The following is an 18,104-nucleotide window of genomic DNA, read 5'->3' as shown; positions in this document are numbered from 1 at the left end:
GCACACAGGTTCCGCGGTCCTTCGTCGACGCGGCCCACGGGCGAGCGACCGCATCGGCGCATTTATAAGATTTTTATATTGGCGGCTTTTTCCGCGTCTCGAACCTTAATGCGCTTCGGCCGCATATTGATGGCCGGGCGATCGCAAGATCTTGCCCGAGACACCAGGGACAAGTGCGCGGACCAACCGGCCGGCGCCGCGTCTCCATTTCGAAAACAATTCAAGGAGTGATGGTCGATGATCGACATCGTTCTGCTCGGCATCACGATCTTATTCTTCGTGCTGTGCCTCGCCTACACCAAAGTTTGCGACAGCCTCTAGCGGGAGAAACACAGTGATATTCGATTATGTCCTCAGCGGTGCCGTGACCGTGTTCCTCACCGTCTACCTCACCTATGCCCTCATCCGCCCTGAGCGATTCTGATCTCTCATAGCGCCGGGTATTGAAAGTTAATCAAGATGACCCTCAACGGATGGCTTCAGATCCTGCTTTACTGCGGGATCGTTCTCGCGCTCGTCAAACCGCTCGGCGGCTACATGACGCGTGTCTTTTCGGGCGAGCGCACGCTTCTCTCACCCGTCCTCGTTCCGATCGAACGGGGACTTTACGCATTGTCGGGCACCAGCGAGCGCGAAGAGCAGCACTGGACGACCTATGCGGTCTCGATGCTCGCCTTCAACCTTCTGGGGGCGCTGGTGCTCTACGCCCTGCTGCGCCTGCAGGCGGTGCTGCCTTACAACCCGGCCGGCATGGCCGCGGTCGGGCCCGAGCTCTCCTTCAACACCGCCGTCAGCTTCGTCAGTAACACCAACTGGCAGAACTACGGCGGCGAAAGCACGATGTCCTATCTGACGCAGATGGCCGGGCTGACGGTGCAGAACTTCGTCTCGGCAGCGACGGGCATTGCCATCGCGCTTGCCTTCATCCGGGCGTTTTCGCGCGCATCCGGCAAGGCAGTCGGCAATTTCTGGGTCGATATGGTGAGAGCGACCTTCTACATCCTCCTGCCGCTCTCAATCGTCATGACGCTTGTCTTCGTCGCACTCGGCGTGCCGCAGACGCTCGGCGCCTATGTCGAGGCGACCACGCTCGAAGGCGCCAAGCAGACGATCGCGGTCGGGCCCGTGGCCTCGCAGCTGGCAATCAAGATGCTCGGCACCAACGGCGGCGGCTTCTTCAACGCCAATTCCGCGCACCCGTTCGAAAATCCCGACGCGATTTCCAACCTGATCCAGATGGTGGCGATCTTCGCGATCGGTGCCGCGATGACCAACGTTTTCGGTCGCATGGTCGGCAACCAGAAGCAGGGTTGGGCGATCCTCGCCAGCATGTTCGTGCTCTTCCTGATAGGCGTCGGCGTCACCTATTGGGCTGAAGCGGCCGGCAATCCGCTGATGCATGCCTTCGGCCTTGAAGGCGGCAATATGGAAGGCAAGGAAGTACGCTTCGGCATCACGCTCTCCTCGCTCTTCGCTGTCATCACCACGGCGGCGTCGTGCGGCGCGGTCAATGCCATGCATGGCTCGTTCACGGCGCTCGGCGGCCTGATCCCGCTCATCAACATGCAGCTCGGAGAAGTGATCGTCGGCGGTGTCGGCGCGGGCTTCTACGGCATCCTGCTCTTCGTCATTATCGCCATCTTCGTGGCCGGGCTGATGGTCGGGCGCACGCCTGAATATCTCGGCAAGAAGATCGAGGCGAAGGAGATGAAGATGGCCGTGCTTGCCATCCTCTGCCTGCCGCTGACGATGCTAGTCTTCACCGCGATCGCAAGCGTGCTGCCTTCGGCCGTCGCCTCGGTTGGCACGGCTGGAGCGCACGGTTTCTCGGAAATCCTCTACGCCTATTCGTCCGCCGCCGCCAACAACGGCTCGGCCTTCGGCGGGCTGACGGGGAATACGCCCTGGTACAACGTGACGCTCGGGATCGCGATGCTGGCCGGCCGTTTCCTGGTCATCATTCCGGCTCTTGCTATCGCCGGCTCGCTGGCGGCCAAGAAGACGGTTCCGGCCTCCAACGGCACCTTCCCCACAGATGGCCCGCTGTTCGTCGGACTTCTGACGGGCACCATCGTCATCGTCGGCGGCCTGACCTTCTTCCCGGCGCTGGCGCTCGGTCCCGTCATCGAGCACCTGATGATGATCTCGGGCCAGACGTTCTGAGGACATGACCATGCTGATCCGCCACTTCAGGCGCCACAAGCTCCCTGCCCGTTCCGGTCTTCCGGGGCGGGCGGCGGGGCCGACGCCAGGCCGGTCGCTCAAGGCATCGGACGCCATCCTGATCATGCTGGCGGCGCTGCTCGTGGCGGCCGCCCTCTACAAACTGATTTTCGGCTGACCGGCCAACCGGTCGCCCCATCCCCGTCTCAAACGCTGGAGTTCTCTTATGAGCCAGGCAAAATCCGTGAGCATCCTCGATGCCCGCATTCTCATTCCGGCCTTCGGCGCGGCTTTCAAGAAGCTGAACCCGAAGGCGCTTGCCAAGAACCCCGTGATGTTCGTCGTCGCCACGGTTTCTGTTCTGACCACCGTCCTCTTCATCCGCGATCTCGTGACCGGCGGCAGCAATCTCGGCTTCTCGTTCCAGATCAACCTGTGGCTCTGGTTCACGGTGTTGTTTGCCAATTTCGCCGAAGCGGTCGCGGAAGGCCGCGGCAAGGCACAGGCCGATTCCCTGCGCAAGGCGCGCACCGAAACGCAGGCCAAGTTGCTGACCGCCAACAATGGCAGCGGCTACCGCATGGTGCCGGGCACCAGCCTGAAGGTGGGCGATCTCGTGCTGGTCGAGGCTGGAGACATCATCCCCTCCGACGGCGAAGTGATCGAAGGCGTGGCCTCGGTCAACGAGGCGGCGATCACCGGTGAGTCCGCGCCCGTCATCCGCGAATCGGGCGGCGACCGTTCGGCTGTGACTGGCGGCACGCAGGTGTTGTCCGACTGGATCCGCGTGCGCATCACGGCGGCTGCCGGCTCCACCTTCATCGACCGGATGATCGCGCTCGTTGAAGGTGCCGAGCGGCAGAAGACACCGAACGAGATCGCGCTCAACATCCTGCTTGCCGGCATGACGCTGATCTTCGTGCTCGCCACCGCGACGATCCCGAGCTTTGCCACCTATGCCGGCGGCTCGATCCCGATCATCGTGCTCGTCGCGCTGTTCGTGACGCTTATCCCGACGACGATCGGCGCGCTTCTCTCGGCAATCGGCATTGCCGGCATGGACCGCCTCGTGCGCTTCAACGTGCTTGCGATGTCGGGCCGCGCGGTGGAGGCTGCCGGCGACGTCGACATTCTGCTGCTGGACAAGACCGGCACGATCACGCTCGGCAATCGCCAGGCGACCGCCTTCCGCCCCGTGCGCGGGATCAGCGAGCAGGAACTGGCCGATGCGGCACAGCTCGCCTCGCTTGCCGACGAGACACCCGAGGGACGCTCGATCGTGGTGCTCGCCAAGGAGAAATACGCGATCCGCGGCCGCGACATGACGAGCCTGAAGGCGACCTTCGTGCCCTTCACCGCGCAGACCCGCATGAGCGGCGTCGATGTAGAGGGGTCTTCGATCCGTAAGGGTGCCGTCGATGCGGTGCTCTCTTACGTCGACGGCGGTTCCGCCATCGCCTCGGGCAATACGGCGATTGCGCTGCGCTCGAACTCCGACACGGTGCGCGAGTTGCAGGCGATTGCCGACGAGATCGCCAAGGCGGGCGGCACGCCGCTTGCCGTTGCCCGTGATGGTCGCCTGCTCGGCGTCATCCAGCTGAAGGATATCGTCAAGGGCGGCATCCGCGAGCGTTTCGCGGAACTGCGCCGCATGGGCATTCGCACCGTGATGGTGACCGGCGACAACCCGATGACGGCGGCGGCAATTGCCGCGGAAGCCGGCGTCGACGATTTCCTGGCGCAGGCGACGCCCGAGAACAAGCTGGCGCTGATCCGCGAGGAGCAGGCCAAGGGCAAGCTGGTCGCAATGTGCGGCGACGGCACCAACGACGCGCCGGCGCTGGCGCAATCGGACGTCGGCGTTGCCATGAACACCGGCACGGTGGCCGCCCGCGAGGCCGGCAACATGGTCGATCTCGATAGCGACCCGACGAAGCTCATCGAGATCGTCGAGATCGGCAAGCAGCTCCTGATGACACGCGGCGCGTTGACCACTTTCTCGATTGCCAACGACGTGGCCAAGTATTTCGCGATCATCCCGGCGATGTTCCTGACCTTCTATCCGCAGCTGACGGCGCTCAACGTCATGGGCCTATCGACGCCGCAGAGCGCCATTCTCTCGGCGATCATCTTCAACGCGTTGATCATCATCGCGCTGATCCCGCTGTCGCTGCGCGGCGTGCGCTACCGGCCGATCGGCGCCGGCGCGCTGCTTTCCCGCAACCTGTTGATCTACGGCCTGGGCGGCATCGTTGTTCCGTTCGTCGCCATCAAGGCTATCGACATGGCGATCACCGCCATCGGCCTCGTCTAAGGAGTTATGCCCATGCTCAAGCAACTTCGTCCCGCGATCGTGATGATCGTCGCCACCACCGCCATCACCGGCCTCGTCTATCCGCTCGCCATGACGGGCGCCGCGCAGGCGCTGTTTCCCGCCCAGGCGAACGGCAGCCTGATCGAGAAGGACGGCAAGATCATCGGCTCGTCGCTGATCGGCCAGGCCTTTACCGGCGAGCAGTATTTCCACGGTCGCCCGTCGGCCGCCGGCGACGGCTACAACGCGGCAAGCTCCAGCGGCTCCAACCTCGGCCCCACCAGCCAAAAGCTGATCGACCGGGTGAAGGCCGACTACGAGGCCGCCAAGGCCACCAATCCGAACGCGCCGGTGCCGGCAGACCTCGTCACCGCGTCGGGCAGCGGTCTCGACCCGCACATCTCGCCAGATGCCGCCTACTTCCAGGTGCCGCGTGTGGCCAAGGCCCGCGGTTTGGACGAGGCCAAGGTGAAGGCGCTGGTGGACGGCGCCGTGGAGGGCCGGGAGCTTGGCTTTCTCGGGGAGCCTGTGGTCAATGTTCTCAAGTTGAACCAGAGGCTTGATGCTTCTATGAGTGAGTGAAACGTCTCGGGAGTGGCCCCCTCATCCGACCCTTCGGGCCACCTTCTCCCCGTGGGGGAGAAGGGAACGAGCCGCAACGTCGCTGCTCCGCCTCTCCCCTTGGGGAGAGGGTGGCCGAGCGTAGCGGAGGCCAGGTGCAACTTGTTGCACCTGGGATGAGGGGGCCGCTTGCGCCGACCGCCAAGAAAGAACAACACCGCATGCCAGACGACAACCGCGAACAGGCCGGACGGCCCTCGCCCGAGGCGCTTCTTGAAAAAGCGCGGGCGGAGACGCGTGGGCGGTTGAAGATCTTTCTGGGGGCAGCGCCCGGCGTCGGCAAGACCTATGAGATGCTGGCCTCCGGGCGCGCGAAGATCGCCGATGGCGTCGATGTGGTTGTCGGTGTCGTCGAGACGCATGGTCGCAAGGAGACGCAGGCGATGCTCGCGGGCTTCGAGATCGTGCCGCGCGTGGCGGTCGACTACCGGGGCCGGCGGCTGGAGGAGATGGATATCGATGCCATCATCGCCCGTAAGCCCGACCTCGTGCTGGTCGACGAACTCGCCCACTCCAACGCCGAGGGCAGCCGGCATCCGAAGCGCTATCTCGACGTGAAGGAACTGCTGGACCGCGGCATCGACGTCTATTCGACGCTTAATATCCAGCATGTCGAGAGCCTGAACGACGTGGTCTCGCAGATCACCCGCATCCGGGTGCGCGAGACGGTGCCGGACAAGGTGATCGACATGGCCGACGACGTCGAGATCATCGATCTCACGCCTGACGACCTAATCAAGCGCCTCCACGACGGCAAGGTCTACATGGCCAATACCGCCGAGCGGGCGCTGACCAATTACTTCACGCCGGGCAACCTGACGGCGCTGCGCGAGCTGGCACTTCGGCGCACGGCGCAGCGGGTGGACGACCAGCTTTTGAACCACATGCAGGCGCATGCGATATCAGGCCCGTGGGCCGCGAGCGAGCGCGTGCTGGTATCCGTCGATCACCATCCGGCCTCGGCGTCGCTGGTGCGCTATGCCGCGCGCATGGCCTCGCGGCTGAGGGCGCCCTGGGCCGCCGTCTATGTCGAAACCAACCGCTCGATCAACCTCAGCGAGGCCGAACGCGACACGCTGGCCGCCAATCTCAGGCTGGCCGAACAGCTGGGCGGCGAGGCGATCACCGTTCCGGGGCGCGAGACCTCGGAAGAGCTGATCCGCTACGCCGCTTCCAACAACGTCACCCACATCGTGATCGGCGCGCCGAAGCAGCCGACTTGGCGCGAGTGGTTCTCTCCCTCCACCGCCGATCTTCTGATCCGCAAGGCGGGCGACATCAGCGTTCACGTCATTTCAGGCGACGAGCCGAAGGCTGGCGCGCAACGCGGCGTCAAGGCGGCGGCGGCGCGTCCAACCTTCGATCTCAGAGCCTATCTGCTGGCAATCGTCTATGTGGCGATCGCGCTCGTGGCCGGCATCGTGCTCGACCAGGTGCTCGACGTGCGCAATCTGGCCTTGGTGTTCCTGATGGCGGTGCTGACCTCGGCGGTGCTGCACGGGCTGCGGCCGGCGCTGTTTTCCTGCCTGCTCGGCGCGTTTGCCTTCAACTTCTTCTTCCTGCCGCCGCGCTACACGCTGACGATCAGCGATCCGGAGAGCGTGCTGGCGCTGTTCTTCTTCTTAGGCGTGGCGATCGTCGCCAGCAACCTGACGGCGACGGTGCAGCGGCAGGCATCCGCGGCGCGGCAGCGGGCGCGCACCACCGAGGATCTCTATCTGTTCTCGAAGAAACTGGCCGGCACCGGCACGCTTGACGACGTGCTCTGGGCGACGGCCTTCCAGCTGGCCTCGATGCTCCGGGTGCGGGTCGTGCTGCTCTTGCCCGAGAACGGGACCATTGCGGTGAGAGCCGGTTATCCGCCTGATGATACGCTCGATGACGCCGATATCGCGGCCGCGCGCTGGGCCTGGGAGCACAACCATGCCGCCGGGCGCGGCGCCGATACGCTGCCGGGCGCCAAGCGGCTCTATGTGCCGCTGCGCACCGGACGCGCCGCCGTCGGCGTGATCGGGCTCGACAGCGACCGCCGCGACGGGCCGCTTCTGACGCCGGAGCAGCAGAGATTGCTCGACGCGCTGGCGGATCAGGCCGCCCTTGCGATCGAGCGTATTCAGCTGGTCGCCGACGTCGACCAGGCGAAGCTGGCGGCCGAGGCAGACCGACTGCGCTCGGCGCTGCTGACCTCGATCTCGCACGACCTGAAGACGCCGCTTGCCGCCGTGCTCGGCGCCTCCACCACGCTGCGCGACTATTTCGCCTCGATGAGCGAGGAGGACCGCAAGGATCTGCTGTCGACCGTGGTGGACGAATCCGAGCGACTGAACCGCTTCATCGCCAACCTGCTCGACATGACCCGGATCGAATCCGGGGCGATGGAGCCGAATTCGGCGCTGCACGATGTCGGCGATATCGTCGGCAGCGCATTGCGCCGTGCGGCCAAGATCCTGTCGCATCACGGCGTGCATGTGACCATTCCGGCGGACCTGCCGACTGTGCGGGTCGATCCCGTTCTCTTCGAGCAGGTGCTGTTCAATCTCATCGACAACGCCGCGAAATACGCGCCAGAGGGCTCGACCGTCGAGATCAAGGGATGGGCCAACAATGGCATCGTGACCGGCGACGTGATGGTGCAGGTCGCCGACAGTGGGCCGGGCATTCCCGATGACGATCTCGACCGCGTGTTCGACACCTTCTACCGGGTGCGCAAGGGCGACCAGGTGCGGGCCGGCACCGGGCTTGGCCTCTCCATCTGCCGCGGCTTCGTCGAGGCGATGGGCGGCACCATCACTGCCGCCAACCGGCCCGACCGATCGGGTGCCGTCTTCACCATCAGGCTGCCTCGCCCGCAAGAGATCACGAATGACATCACGAAGCTGGAAGATATGAAATGACCGGTTCGCCCGTGAAGATCCTCGTCATCGACGACGAGCCCCCCATCCGCAAGCTGCTGCGCGTCGGGCTGACGGCGCAAGGTTATGAGGTGCATGAGGCGCCGGATGCGGCGACCGCGCGCGCGCTTGCAGGCGAGGTCAGTCCCGATCTCATTGTGCTCGACCTCGGCCTTCCCGACACGCCGGGCCACGCGCTGCTCGGCGAATGGCGCGAACAGGGGCTGGCCACCCCGGTCGTCATCCTCTCCAGCCGCACCGATGAGGGCGGGATCGTCAAGGCGCTGGAGACGGGCGCGGACGATTATGTGACCAAGCCGTTCGGCATGAACGAGCTCGGCGCCCGCATCCGCGTGGCGCTGCGCCACCGGCTGCAGCAGCAGGGCGAAAAGGCGGTGTTTCGCACCGGCGGACTGTCGATCGACCTCGTCAAGCGGATCGTCAAGGTGGACGAGCGCGAGATCAAGCTGTCGCCGAAGGAATACGATATCCTGCGTGTGCTGGCGCAATATTCCGGCAAGGTGCTGACACATCAGTTCATGCTGAAGCAGATCTGGGGACCGGCAGCGGATGTGCAGTATCTGCGCGTCTATGTGCGCCAGCTCAGGCAGAAGATCGAGGCCACGCCCGACCAGCCGCAATACATCACTACCGAAACCGGCGTCGGCTACCGGCTGCGCGAGGCGGACCTGCCTGCAACCGAAAGTGCTTCACCGGAGGGCCGATGAGGGATAGAGCAGTGATCGGTTGATATAGAAGAATGGACCGCATCATGACCGATACCGTTACCGACCGCTTCCTGCGCTATGTCGTCATCGACACGCAATCCGACCCGCAATCGCCAAGCCAGCCCTCCACCGAGAAGCAGAAGAACCTCGGGCGCGTGCTGGTCGAGGAATTGCTGGCGATCGGCCTTTCGGACGCGCATCTGGACGAGCACGGCTATATCTACGCGACTATTCCCGCCAATACCGATAAGCAGGTGCCCGTCATCTGCTTCTGCTCGCATATGGACACGGCGCCCGATTTCAGCGGCACCAACGTCAAGCCGCAGATCCTGCGCAATTATGAGGGCGGCGATATCCGCCTGACCGGCGATCAACAGCAGGTGATCCGGGTGAGCGAGCATCCGGAGCTGAAGAACCAGATCGGCAACGACATCATCACCACCGACGGAACGACGCTGCTTGGCGCCGACGACAAGGCGGGGATCGCCGAGATCATGACGGCGGCGCAGTTCCTCGTCGCCAATCCCGATATCAAGCATGGCACGATCAAGATCCTGTTCACGCCGGACGAGGAGATCGGCCGCGGCGTCGACAAGGTGGACCTGAAGAAGCTCGGCGCCGATTTCGCCTACACGATGGATGGTTCGACGGCGGGGCATATCGAGGACGAGACGTTTTCGGCGGACGGCGTCGAGATCACCATCCAGGGCGTTGCGATCCATCCCGGTTTCGCCAAGGGGAAGATGGAAAATGCCATAAAGATAGCCGGCGCGATCATCGACCGGCTGCCGAGGGATATCGGCCCCGAGACGACATCGGGCCGGCAGGGCTTCATCCATCCGACCGGCGTGACCGGCTCGATGGAAAAGGCCGAGATCGGGCTGATCATCCGCGATTTCGACAATGCGGGACTGACGACCAAGGAAGAGATGCTGGAAGCGATCGTAAAGGACGTGATGTCGGGCTATCCGGGCTCGACCTACACGTTCGAGGTCAAGCAGCAGTATCGCAACATGAAGGAAGTGGTCGATCGGTACCCGGATATCGTCGAGAATGCCATCGAGGGCATTCGCCGCGCCGGGATGGAGCCGAAACGCGGCAGCATTCGCGGCGGCACGGATGGCTCGCGCCTCTCCTTCATGGGCCTGCCCTGCCCCAACATCTTCGCAGGCGGCCATGCGTTTCATTCGCCGCTCGAATGGGTAAGCCGTCAAGATATGGAGCGGGCGGCCAAGACGATCGTGGAGATTGCCAGGGTTTGGGAGGAGCGGGCGTAAGCGCCCGCACACCAATCTCACCGCAATAAAAAATGCCGGACGTCACCGCCCGGCATTTTATTATCCCCGCAGACCCGGCGCTTCCTGGCCGGTGCGTTCGACATATTCGGTATAGCCGCCGCCGTACTGGTGGATGCCGTCGGGCGTCAGTTCCAGCACGCGGTTGGACAGCGCCGCCAGGAAGTGGCGGTCGTGGCTGACGAAAAGCATGGTGCCCTCGTATTGAGACAGCGCCTTGATCAGCATTTCCTTGGTGTCGAGATCCAGGTGGTTGGTCGGCTCGTCGAGGACGAGCAGGTTGGGCGGGTCGAACAGCATCTTGGCCATGACCAGACGTGCCTTTTCGCCACCCGAGAGAACCCGGCACTTCTTTTCGACGTCGTCGCCGGAAAAACCGAAGCAGCCGGCAAGCGCGCGAAGCGGGGCCTGACCGGCCAGCGGGAAACTATCTTCCAGCCATTCTAGAACCGTGCGTTCACCATCGAGCAGGTCCATGGCGTGCTGGGCGAAATAGCCGAGCTTGACGCTGGCGCCGAGCGCAACCGTGCCCTGGTCCGGCTCGGTCGAGCCCGTGACCAGCTTCAGCAGCGTCGACTTGCCGGCGCCGTTGATGCCCATGATGCACCAGCGCTCCTTGCGGCGAACCATGAAGTCGAGACCCTCATAAATCGTGCGGCTGCCGTACTTCTTGTGGACGTTTTTCAGGTTGATCACGTCTTCGCCGGAGCGCGGCGCGGGAAGGAATTCGAAGGCGACCGACTGGCGGCGCTTGGGCGGCTCGACGCGGTCGATCTTTTCCAGCTTCTTGACGCGGCTCTGCACCTGCGAAGCGTGTGAGGCGCGCGCCTTGAAGCGTTCGATGAACTTGATTTCCTTGGCAAGCATCGCCTGCTGGCGCTCGAACTGCGCCTGCTGCTGCTTCTCGTTCTGGGCGCGCTGCTGCTCGTAGAAGGCATAGTCGCCGGAATAGGAGGTGAGCTGGCCGCCATCGATCTCGATGATCTTGCCGACGATGCGGTTCATGAACTCGCGGTCGTGCGATGTCATCAAAAGCGCGCCGTCATAGTTCTTCAGGAACTCTTCCAGCCAGATCAGGCTTTCGAGATCCAAGTGGTTGCTCGGCTCGTCGAGCAGCATGACATCAGGGCGCATCAAGAGGATGCGGGCGAGCGCCACGCGCATCTTCCAGCCGCCGGAGAGGCCGCCGACGTCGCCGTCCATCATTTCCTGGGTGAAGCTCAGGCCATCGAGCACCTCGCGGGCGCGGCCCTCGAGCGCGTAGCCATCCAGCTCCTCGTAGCGCGCCTGCACCTCGCCATAGCGCTCGATGATGCGGTCCATCTCGTCGAGCTTGTCGGGATCGACCATCTCGGCTTCGAGTTCGCGCAGCTCGGCGGCAACGACGCTGACGGGGCCGGCGCCTTCCATGACCTCGGCCACGGCGCTGCGGCCCGACATTTCGCCGACATCCTGGTTGAAGTAGCCAATCGTGACGCCCTTTTCACCGGCGACGTTGCCCTCATCGGGCTGCTCCTCGCCGGTGATCATGCGGAAGAGCGTCGTCTTGCCGGCGCCATTGGGGCCGACGAGGCCGATCTTCTCGCCCTTGTTGAGCGCCGCCGAGGCCTCGATGAAGAGGATGCGGTGGCTGTTCTGCTTGCTGATATTTTCGATGCGGATCATGGGAAGCGTGGTCCAAAACAGGTTTTCGGCGCCCTTATGCCACGCAACACCTGAGATGTCGCCCGTTTTCCGCAGTGCACCAAATGTTCAGGTCCGACCGTTTCCCTGTGGTGACAGCCGCGCGGGACTTCCAAACATCAGACGGCACTGATACGTTCCATATTTGTTCCCGAGTCGCGCTTTTGCCGCGACGCGTATGCTAGAGGCTGAAGAATAGATGCAGGCGGCGGCCTATCTCGAGAAACTGAACGAGCGGCAGCGTCTTGCCGTGGAGCATGGGGTCGGTCAGGGACCGGATACGACGGGCGGTCCACTTCTGATCATCGCCGGCGCCGGATCGGGCAAGACCAACACGCTGGCGCACCGGGTGGCGCATCTGATCGTCAACGGCGCCGATCCGCGCCGCATCCTCTTGATGACTTTTTCGCGCAGGGCGGCGTCCGAAATGGCGCGGCGCGTCGAGCGCATCTGCCGGCAGGTGCTGGGTGCCAATTCCGCCGTCATGACCGACGCGCTGACCTGGGCCGGCACCTTTCACGGGATCGGCGCGCGGCTGCTCCGGATCTATGCCGAGCAGATCGGCCTCAATGTCGATTTCACCATTCACGACCGGGAAGACAGCGCCGACCTGATGAACCTCATCCGGCACGAGCTCGGTTTCTCCAAGACCGAAAGCCGGTTTCCGACCAAGGGAACGTGTCTCGCGATCTATTCGCGCACGGTCAATTCGGAGACGCCGCTCGCCGAGGTGTTGAAGACCTGGTATCCGTGGGTGGCAACCTGGGAAGAGCAGCTGCGCGAGCTGTTTGCCTGTTACGTCGAGGCCAAGCAGGCGCAGAACGTGCTCGATTACGACGACCTCTTGCTCTACTGGGCGCAGATGGTCAGCGACCCGGAATTGGCAGCCGATATCGGCGGGCGTTTCGACCATGTGATGGTGGACGAGTACCAGGATACCAACCGGCTGCAATCCTCCGTGCTGATGGCGCTGAAGCCCGGCGGGCGGGGACTGACCGTCGTCGGCGACGACGCGCAGTCCATCTACTCCTTCCGGGCGGCGACGATCCGCAACATTCTCGACTTCCCGAAAACCTTCGAGCCACCGGCCGACATCATCACGCTCGACCGCAACTATCGTTCGACGACGACGATCCTTGCCGCCGCCAACGGTGTGATCGAACTGGCGCGCGAGCGCTTTACCAAGAACCTCTGGACCGACCGGCAATCCGAAGAGCGGCCGAAGCTGCTCACCGTCAAGGACGAAAACGACCAGGCGAACTACATCGTCGAGCAGGTACTCGCCAACCGCGAAGTGGGGATGACGCTGAAGCAGCAAGCCGTGCTGTTTCGCACCTCCTCGCACAGCGGCCCGCTCGAAGTGGAGCTGACGCGGCGCAACATTCCCTTCGTCAAGTTCGGCGGGCTGAAATTCCTGGATTCGGCGCATGTGAAGGACATGCTGGCGATCCTGCGCTTCGCGCAGAACCCGCGCGACCGGGTCTCCGGCTTCCGCCTGTTGAAGATGCTGCCCGGGATCGGACCGCAGACGGCGGGCAAGATCCTCGACACGATCGCCGCCGACCCCGAGCCGCTGATGGCGCTCGCCGAAATCCCGCCGCCGGCCAAGACCGGCGAAAGCTGGCCGGCGCTGGTGCAGCTGCTGGAAGGATTGCGCAAGGCGAACGGGCCATGGCCCGCCGAGATCGCGCAGGCGCGCGAATGGTACGAACCGCATCTCGACCGCATCCACGAGGACGCAGACACCCGCAAGGCCGATCTCCTGCAGCTCGAGCAGATCGCCTCGGGCTATGCCAATCGCGAACGCTTCCTCACCGAACTGACGCTCGACCCGCCCGACGCCACCAGCGACCAGGCCGGCGTGCCGCTGCTCGACGAGGATTATCTCATCCTCTCCACCATCCATTCGGCCAAGGGGCAGGAATGGCGGGCGGTGTTCATGCTCAACGTCGTCGACGGCTGCATCCCCTCCGACCTCGCCGTCGGCACGACGCAGGAGATCGAGGAGGAGCGCCGTCTGCTCTATGTCGGCATGACGCGGGCCAAGGACAGCCTGACGCTGATCACCCCACAACGCTTCTTCACCAGCGGCCAGCACGGCCAGGGCGACCGACATGTCTATGCATCGCGCACACGGTTCATTCCGGTGACGCTGCTGCAGTATTTCGAGACGGCGGCATGGCCGGTTGTGGTCGCGACGCCTTCGGAGCGGAGCACGCAGCAGATAAGGGTGGATGTGGCGGCGCGGATGCGGACGATGTGGCGGTAGGGTGTGGGACCAACGGCACTGAGTTTTGCCGGGTAGCTTTTTCTTAAGATTCAGATTTAGCGTTTTTGGGTGGGATACCCCCCTCTGCCCTGCCGGGCATCTCCCCCACAGGTGGGGAGATTGGCTGGGCGTGCCCGCTCGTTCCGCTCTCATTGCTTGGCGCAGACCTTAATCGCGAGTCGATCTCCCCCCTTGTGGGGGAGATGTCCGGCAGGACAGAGGGGGGTGCCACGCGGCACAACGCCCAACGCTGTCCCCCTCAAACCTCAAACCGCATCCTCACATCCCCCGCCAACGTCTTCATCCGCTCCAGCGACGCATGGCCGATCAGCATGAAGGCGTGGGTCTTGTCGGACCAGTAGACGACGTTCATGCCCTTGCGGCTTTCGACGTCAGGCTCCCGTACACCATCGCCGGAGCGGACGATGCAGAGGGCTAGCGGTCCCGTCTCGGGGTCGAGGTAGGCGAGCTGGGCGAGTGGCTGGTCGTCATATTGCAGGAGCAGCGCCCGTTTGAAATCGACGCCCTGAAGCGCGATCGCCTCCGGAGAGAGGTGCAGGCCGAGCCTTGCTTCGACGGCCGATAGCTGACCTTCCTGCGACGCAAGCGAGGGCACCGGACCGGCCAGCGTTTCGGGCGTGTAAAGAGCGATGTAATCGGCGACCGTGGCGCGCCATTCGCTGTCTTCATCGGTGGCGGCGAGCTGTCGGCTCAAGCCAATGAAGGCGCGGTCGGCGATGACGCCGCCTACCAAGCAGGCGGCGAGTGCGCCGAGGAAGCGACGGCGGCTGGGGGTCGGCGTTGCCGCCGGTACGGCGGAGAGGCGCGAAAGGATGGCTTCGAGCTCGGCTTTCGGCGCCTGAGCGAGAAGCGGATCGAAGGCTTGTGCGAAGGGCAGGCTGGCGCGGGACAGGAACTCGAGGCGGGCGGCCAGCTCGGCGTCCGTTTCCAGGAGTGCTTCGAGACGCGCGGCTTCAGCGGGTGGCAGTTCGCCGTCGAGATAGGCGGTCAGTTCCTCGTCGGAGGGGATCGTGGTCTTGTCGGTCATCGTCCACCCTCCTCCTTCAGATTGCCGGCCAGGGTCGCGCGGGCGGCGGCGAGCCGGCTCATGACGGTGCCGATCGGAATATCGAGCACGGCGGCCACCTCCTTGTAGGACAGGCCCTCGACATAGGCCAAGAAGACCGCGGCACGTTGCGCATCGGGCAGCGCGCCAACAAGACGAAGCACCTGAGCGGCCATGACATGCGTCTCCGTTTCGCGCGCGCCATCGACGACGAGCGCCTGCTCGGCATCGACGAAGCCCTGCCCTTCGCGGACCCGCCGCGAGCGGATTTCATTGAGCCAGATCGAATGAAGAATGGCAAACAGCCAGCGGTCGAGCCGGGTGCCCACCTGAAACTGCGTGGCGCGCTCCAGAGCGCGCACGCAGGTCTGCTGCACCAGATCGTCGGCCACGTCGCGGCGATGCGAGAGCACGAGACCATAGCGCCAGAGCCGCGACAGATTTTCCGTCAGACCGCTCCTGATATCGGATTCGCTTGCGATGGCCGCCTCCGCCACGGGGTTTGCCGAAGACCGCGCCGGACGAACCGGCGCGGTCTTGTTGGCGTGACTATAGGCAGGAAATGTCGTGTAGGCGACGACCATCGGCATGTTCCTCGTCACATTATCGGGCGTTCCCGCGCGTTAAAGCGTGTCGCGATCCTTCGGATTCGCTCGCCATGCTTTAAGTCGTTGTTTTGTCGCATGTCGGTGCCGCAAAACCGCTGCACACTTTTGCGCGACATGCTTTAGATCTTCGACGGATCGGTGATCGCTTCGTTGAGATCGCGATATTCCTCGCAAGACGTGCCGCACAGCATCTTGATGGTGCCGAGCTGCTCCTTGGCGAGATCGATGCGGCCCTTGATGACATAGGCTTCGCCGAGATATTCGCGGACCTTGGCATATTGCGGATCGAGCTGGACCGACTTCAGATAGTAGGAAATGCCTTCATCCGTGCGTCCGAGCTTACGCGTTGCGTAGCCGCGATAGTTCAGCGCCTCGGCGGTGTTCTGGTCCTTCAGCGTGTCGAGCATGGCCAGCGCCTCGTCGTAACGGCCTGCCTTGGCCAGCGAATAGGCGTATTCGGTGCGGTTGTCGTCGGTGATATTGGCGCCCGACTGCTTGACGCATTTCTGCGTCTTCTTGTCATAGACCTCACCCTTCTTGCAGGTCGGCGTGGTGGCGCCGCCGCTATCGTCGCCGCCGGCGGCGAAAGCAGGCGCGGTGAACGCGAAGGCGGCGATCGCGCCGCTGATGAGGACGGATGCAATCCGGGAGGTTGCTGAGGTCATGATGTATCTCCTTCGGGACAAGACGGGTTGGTCTGGAAGACAGGGTTGCGGCGAATGAACACCGCAGCCGGCGGGTTTATTCGGCGGGCATCCCGATTTTTCCGATCACCGTTTCGTGAGAGCCAGCGGCGAATAAAGCCCGAGCTGGCGTGTTTGCTCCGCGTGCGCCGGGGGGACGAACAGGAGCATTTTCGTGAACGAGACCGTCAAACTACTCAGCCTCGCCACCGCGGCGCCACTGCATGTCATCACGCAGGAGGAGGCCGCGGAGACGTCGGCGCGGCTGTTTTCCAGCCGGCTGAAGGACTTCGCGCATCTTGTGCCGGTCTTCACCAATGCCGGCATCCGCACGCGACACGCCGCGCGGCCACTCTCATGGTTCACCGAGCCGCATGGCTGGGAAGACCGCATGCAGGCCTATCAGGACGAGGCGCGAAGCCTGTTTCGGCGGACCGTCACGGCGGCGCTCGATCAGGCTGACCTTAAGGGAGCCGATGTCGACTGCATCGTCACGGTCTCCTCCACCGGCATCGCGACGCCGAGCCTCGATGCGCAGCTGGCCTCCGAGATCGGGTTTCGGACGGATGTCGAGCGCCTGCCGGTGTTCGGCCTCGGCTGCGCGGCCGGCGTTTCCGGCTTTGCGATCGCGGCGCGGCTCGCCAAGGCGCGGCCCGGCGCGACCGTGCTCTTCGTCTCGATCGAGCTTTGCACGCTGGCGTTCCGGCTCGACGAGTTGACGCGGGCGAATATCATAGCAACCGCGCTGTTCGGCGACGGTGCGGCGGCCTGTATCTTGCGGGGTGGGCCGGAGGGGCTTGCCGCGGTCGAATCCACCGGAGAGCACCTGTTTCCCGATACGCTCGGGATCATGGGCTGGAAGATCGACGATGCCGGCTTTGGGATCGTGCTGGCGCAATCCTTGCCGCCCTTTGCGGAGAAGGAGTTGGGACCGGCGATCGACGGCATTCTCGGCCGCAACGGGCTGAGCCGGGATGATATCGACCGCTTCATCTGCCATCCTGGCGGGGCACGCGTTCTGACGGCGCTGGAGACAGCCTTGTCGATCCCGTCCTCGGCGCTTGAGCATGAGCGGGCGGTGCTTGAGGAATACGGCAACATGTCTTCGCCGACGGTGCTGTTCGTGCTTGAGCGGGTGCTGCGTGAGGGATTGCCGAAGCGGGCGGCGATGATTGCGATGGGACCGGGCTTTTCGGCCCGCTGCGTGACGTTGACGAGGGCCTGACGATGTGGCCCTCGATCATCATCCTCGGTTTCGTGACGCTGCAACGGCTGGCGGAGCTTGTCATCGCCCGCCGCAACACGCGCGCGTTGATGGCGCGCGGCGCCCGCGAGATCGGCGCCGACCACTACCCTGTCATGGTGGCGCTGCATGCGAGCTGGCTTGCCGGGCTCTGGCTGATGGCGCCGGGCCATCCGGTGCAGCCTCTATGGCTCGTGCTCTTCGTCGTGCTGCAGCTTGGTCGGCTCTGGGTGCTTGCGACGCTCAAGGGGCGGTGGACGACGCGGATCATCGTGCTGACAGGGGCGTCGCTGGTGCGCGAGGGACCGTACCGGCTGCTGTCGCATCCGAATTACGCGGTCGTGATCGGCGAGATCGCGGTGCTGCCGCTGGCGTTCAACATGCCGCTATTCGCCGCCATTTTCTCCATCTTGAACGGGCTGATGCTGTGGCTTCGCATTTCGGTGGAGAACCGTGCGCTGAAGGCGGCAATGTTTTTGAAATGAATGCGATTTTTCATTTGCACGCGGCTTGGCGGAGGGGCATTTTCCATGCCTAGAC

General features: G+C 64.0%; 15 protein-coding genes. 11 read left to right on the top strand and 4 right to left on the bottom strand.

Annotation, left to right across the window (positions count from 1 at the left end; genetic code table 11):
- Positions 1–334: 334 nt before the first annotated feature.
- The 8 genes from J5286_RS03975 (at position 335) to pepT (ending at position 9,994) form a co-directional block, all read left to right on the top strand.
- Positions 335–424 (top strand): K(+)-transporting ATPase subunit F, encoded by a 90-nt coding sequence (locus tag J5286_RS03975; protein WP_111561755.1) that lies wholly within the window; start codon positions 335–337, stop codon positions 422–424.
- A 35-nt stretch (positions 425–459) separates the two neighbouring features.
- On the top strand, positions 460–2,163 hold the full coding sequence (kdpA, locus tag J5286_RS03970) for a potassium-transporting ATPase subunit KdpA (protein WP_209189224.1): 1,704 nt from the start codon (positions 460–462) through the stop codon (positions 2,161–2,163).
- 10 nt (positions 2,164–2,173) lie between these two features.
- The gene (locus J5286_RS03965) at positions 2,174–2,341 is read left to right on the top strand and encodes a hypothetical protein (RefSeq protein WP_209189223.1); all 168 of its coding nucleotides are present in this window, start codon (positions 2,174–2,176) and stop codon (positions 2,339–2,341) included.
- 48 nt (positions 2,342–2,389) lie between these two features.
- The gene (gene kdpB, locus J5286_RS03960; protein WP_209189222.1) at positions 2,390–4,477 is read left to right on the top strand and encodes a potassium-transporting ATPase subunit KdpB; all 2,088 of its coding nucleotides are present in this window, start codon (positions 2,390–2,392) and stop codon (positions 4,475–4,477) included.
- A gap of 12 nt (positions 4,478–4,489) precedes the next feature.
- The gene (gene kdpC, locus J5286_RS03955; protein WP_209189221.1) at positions 4,490–5,059 is read left to right on the top strand and encodes a potassium-transporting ATPase subunit KdpC; all 570 of its coding nucleotides are present in this window, start codon (positions 4,490–4,492) and stop codon (positions 5,057–5,059) included.
- A gap of 200 nt (positions 5,060–5,259) precedes the next feature.
- A complete protein-coding gene (locus J5286_RS03950) occupies positions 5,260–7,992 on the top strand; it encodes a sensor histidine kinase (protein ID WP_209189220.1) in 2,733 nt (910 codons plus the stop codon).
- Positions 7,989–8,717, top strand: a complete 729-nt coding sequence (locus J5286_RS03945) for a response regulator transcription factor (protein WP_209189219.1) — start codon at positions 7,989–7,991, stop codon at positions 8,715–8,717. The genes J5286_RS03950 and J5286_RS03945 overlap by 4 nt, the downstream gene beginning before the upstream one ends.
- Positions 8,718–8,761: 44 nt before the next feature.
- Positions 8,762–9,994, top strand: coding sequence for a peptidase T (gene pepT / locus J5286_RS03940; RefSeq protein ID WP_209189218.1), 1,233 nt, complete (start codon positions 8,762–8,764; stop codon positions 9,992–9,994).
- 60 nt (positions 9,995–10,054) lie between these two features.
- On the opposite strand, the gene J5286_RS03935 is transcribed toward pepT, so the two are convergent.
- Complete coding sequence (locus J5286_RS03935; protein WP_018898513.1) at positions 10,055–11,677, bottom strand: ABC-F family ATP-binding cassette domain-containing protein; 1,623 nt, start codon at positions 11,675–11,677, stop codon at positions 10,055–10,057.
- Between the two features lie 217 nt (positions 11,678–11,894).
- On the opposite strand from J5286_RS03935, the gene J5286_RS03930 reads away from it, so the two are divergent.
- Positions 11,895–13,964 carry an ATP-dependent helicase gene (locus J5286_RS03930; RefSeq protein WP_209189217.1) on the top strand — a complete coding sequence of 690 codons (2,070 nt, stop codon included), beginning with the start codon at positions 11,895–11,897 and terminating at the stop codon, positions 13,962–13,964.
- Between the two features lie 259 nt (positions 13,965–14,223).
- Here the strand turns inward: J5286_RS03930 and J5286_RS03925 are convergent, their stop codons facing one another.
- From J5286_RS03925 to J5286_RS03915, 3 genes are all read right to left on the bottom strand, one after another.
- Positions 14,224–15,012 (bottom strand): anti-sigma factor family protein, encoded by a 789-nt coding sequence (locus tag J5286_RS03925; RefSeq protein ID WP_209189216.1) that lies wholly within the window; start codon positions 15,010–15,012, stop codon positions 14,224–14,226.
- Positions 15,009–15,614, bottom strand: coding sequence for an RNA polymerase sigma factor (locus J5286_RS03920; protein WP_018898510.1), 606 nt, complete (start codon positions 15,612–15,614; stop codon positions 15,009–15,011). The genes J5286_RS03925 and J5286_RS03920 overlap by 4 nt, the downstream gene beginning before the upstream one ends.
- Positions 15,615–15,757: 143 nt before the next feature.
- A complete protein-coding gene (locus J5286_RS03915; RefSeq protein ID WP_209189215.1) occupies positions 15,758–16,303 on the bottom strand; it encodes a tetratricopeptide repeat protein in 546 nt (181 codons plus the stop codon).
- Between the two features lie 193 nt (positions 16,304–16,496).
- Between J5286_RS03915 and J5286_RS03910 the strand changes: the two genes are divergently transcribed.
- The gene (locus J5286_RS03910) at positions 16,497–17,546 is read left to right on the top strand and encodes a type III polyketide synthase (RefSeq protein ID WP_209215326.1); all 1,050 of its coding nucleotides are present in this window, start codon (positions 16,497–16,499) and stop codon (positions 17,544–17,546) included.
- A 2-nt stretch (positions 17,547–17,548) separates the two neighbouring features.
- A complete protein-coding gene (locus tag J5286_RS03905; protein ID WP_209189213.1) occupies positions 17,549–18,049 on the top strand; it encodes an isoprenylcysteine carboxyl methyltransferase family protein in 501 nt (166 codons plus the stop codon).
- Positions 18,050–18,104 lie beyond the last annotated feature (55 nt).

Source organism: Rhizobium sp. 16-488-2b (assembly GCF_017741815.1).
Classification (GTDB): Bacteria; Pseudomonadota; Alphaproteobacteria; order Rhizobiales; family Rhizobiaceae; genus Rhizobium.
This window is presented reverse-complemented; position numbering and strand designations above follow the sequence as displayed.

What these genes read in the sequence shown, in the direction of transcription:
- J5286_RS03915 (WP_209189215.1), bottom strand. Translation starts at nt 16,303, where the DNA reads ATGACCTCAGCAACCTCCCGGATTGCATCCGTCCTCATCAGCGGCGCG.
- J5286_RS03905 (WP_209189213.1), top strand. Translation starts at nt 17,549, where the DNA reads ATGTGGCCCTCGATCATCATCCTCGGTTTCGTGACGCTGCAACGGCTG.
- J5286_RS03920 (WP_018898510.1), bottom strand. Translation starts at nt 15,614, where the DNA reads ATGGTCGTCGCCTACACGACATTTCCTGCCTATAGTCACGCCAACAAG.
- J5286_RS03950 (WP_209189220.1), top strand. Translation starts at nt 5,260, where the DNA reads ATGCCAGACGACAACCGCGAACAGGCCGGACGGCCCTCGCCCGAGGCG.
- kdpA (WP_209189224.1), top strand. Translation starts at nt 460, where the DNA reads ATGACCCTCAACGGATGGCTTCAGATCCTGCTTTACTGCGGGATCGTT.
- J5286_RS03930 (WP_209189217.1), top strand. Translation starts at nt 11,895, where the DNA reads ATGCAGGCGGCGGCCTATCTCGAGAAACTGAACGAGCGGCAGCGTCTT.
- pepT (WP_209189218.1), top strand. Translation starts at nt 8,762, where the DNA reads ATGACCGATACCGTTACCGACCGCTTCCTGCGCTATGTCGTCATCGAC.
- J5286_RS03965 (WP_209189223.1), top strand. Translation starts at nt 2,174, where the DNA reads ATGCTGATCCGCCACTTCAGGCGCCACAAGCTCCCTGCCCGTTCCGGT.
- kdpB (WP_209189222.1), top strand. Translation starts at nt 2,390, where the DNA reads ATGAGCCAGGCAAAATCCGTGAGCATCCTCGATGCCCGCATTCTCATT.
- kdpC (WP_209189221.1), top strand. Translation starts at nt 4,490, where the DNA reads ATGCTCAAGCAACTTCGTCCCGCGATCGTGATGATCGTCGCCACCACC.
- J5286_RS03945 (WP_209189219.1), top strand. Translation starts at nt 7,989, where the DNA reads ATGACCGGTTCGCCCGTGAAGATCCTCGTCATCGACGACGAGCCCCCC.
- J5286_RS03935 (WP_018898513.1), bottom strand. Translation starts at nt 11,677, where the DNA reads ATGATCCGCATCGAAAATATCAGCAAGCAGAACAGCCACCGCATCCTC.
- J5286_RS03925 (WP_209189216.1), bottom strand. Translation starts at nt 15,012, where the DNA reads ATGACCGACAAGACCACGATCCCCTCCGACGAGGAACTGACCGCCTAT.